1 protein-coding gene is annotated in these 1,483 nt (G+C 72.8%); it reads left to right on the plus strand.

The annotated features are described in order from the left end of the window. Window positions 1–214 precede the first annotated feature (214 nt). Complete coding sequence (locus tag H5J30_RS32855) at window positions 215–1,396, plus strand: trypsin-like serine peptidase (protein WP_181791336.1); 1,182 nt, start codon at window positions 215–217, stop codon at window positions 1,394–1,396. Window positions 1,397–1,483 lie beyond the last annotated feature (87 nt).

Here is a 1,483-nt window from a genome sequence, read left to right on the forward strand (position 1 = left end):
AGCCGCGGGCACAGCCCCACCCCCTCGCACCGGATACGGATCCGCATCCCCCGCAGTACCAACGACGCACCCGCCGCCGGAACACGGCCGCGGACAAGATCCTTGGGCGCCGTGGAACCACGGGGCCCGGTGCGGCCGTCCACAACGGCACCGGCATAGTGGGGGCTCGTGTCCCGCCGGGGCACCTGCGCAGACGAGCTGGGGGATTCGATCCATGCCCGCCAACGGGAAACGTCGTATACCGAGGAAGCCACTGGCCGCTGCGGCCCTCGCCGTCACGCTGGCACTGACCGCCGGCGCCTGCGAGGACGGCGACGGCGACAGCGGTGCCGACGACAAGCAGCAACAGCAGGAGTCGCAGGCGCCCGAGAACGATCTGGCGCTCCCCGAGGGGATCCCGGACGCCCTGAAGAACCTCGACCTCGACAAGTGGAGGGACGGCGGCTGGGAGGACTGGGCGAAGGACGACTGGCTGCGCGACGCGCGCGAGTTCATCAACCCGATCATCGAGGACCTCTGGGACCCCGACCGGATGTGGGACGCCGAGCAGCCGCCCAACCGGGTCGACGAGGACGACGTGTCCGAGGACCAGGGCGTCACCGACCCGGAGCCGGCGCCCGTGGAGGCCACGGAGGCGGCCACACCGTACGACGAGTCGCAGCCCGCCGCGGGGAAGATCTTCTTCGACACCCCCGAGGGCCCCATGGTCTGCTCCGGCACCGTGGTCGCCGACCCGGCCAACCCGGGCAAGTCCAACCTGGTGGCCACCGCGGGCCACTGCGTGCACAAGGGCTCCGAAGGCGGCTGGTGGCGCAACATCATCTTCGTGCCGTCCTTCAACCCCGAGGGCAAGACCGTCGCCGAGCTGGAGGCCGAGCAGGCGACCGAGGCCGACATCGCGCCCAAGGGCACGTTCTGGGCCGAGGAGGCCCGTACCACCGACGAGTGGATCTCCGAGGGCATGTCGCAGGGCGGCGTGGGCGCCCCGTACGACTTCGCCGTGATGAAGGTGCAGCCGAAGGACGGCGGCGGGCAGTCCCTGGAGGAGGCGGTCGGCGCCGCGGTGCCCGTGTGGTTCGACGCCCCGGCCGTGAAGGACGTCGGTGACCTGACCGCCACCGGCTACCCGGCGGCGGCGCCGTACGACGGCGGGCGCCTGTACTCCTGCACCGACGCGCCGGGCCGGCTGTCGATCCAGGCGTCGCAGCCCACGATGTACCGCATCGGCTGCACCATGACCGCCGGCGCCTCCGGCGGCGGCTGGACCGCGTCGAACGACGGCGAGGAGCAGCTGGTGTCGGTCACGTCCATCGGCCCGCTGCAGGCCACCTGGCTGGCCGGACCGCGCCTCGACAAGGAGGCCGAGGGGGTCTTCGACGAGGTGAGCGGCGGCTAGCCGCCCGTACCGTGCGGTGGGCGCAGGCGTCCGCCGCACCCTGGCCGACAGCGCGCCGGACTCCCGCCGGGAGTCCGGCGCGCTGGC

This window comes from Streptomyces phytophilus (assembly GCF_013870535.1).
GTDB lineage: Bacteria > Actinomycetota > Actinomycetes > Streptomycetales > Streptomycetaceae > Streptomyces > Streptomyces phytophilus.

What these genes read in the sequence shown, in the direction of transcription:
- H5J30_RS32855 (WP_181791336.1), top strand. Translation starts at nt 215, where the DNA reads ATGCCCGCCAACGGGAAACGTCGTATACCGAGGAAGCCACTGGCCGCT.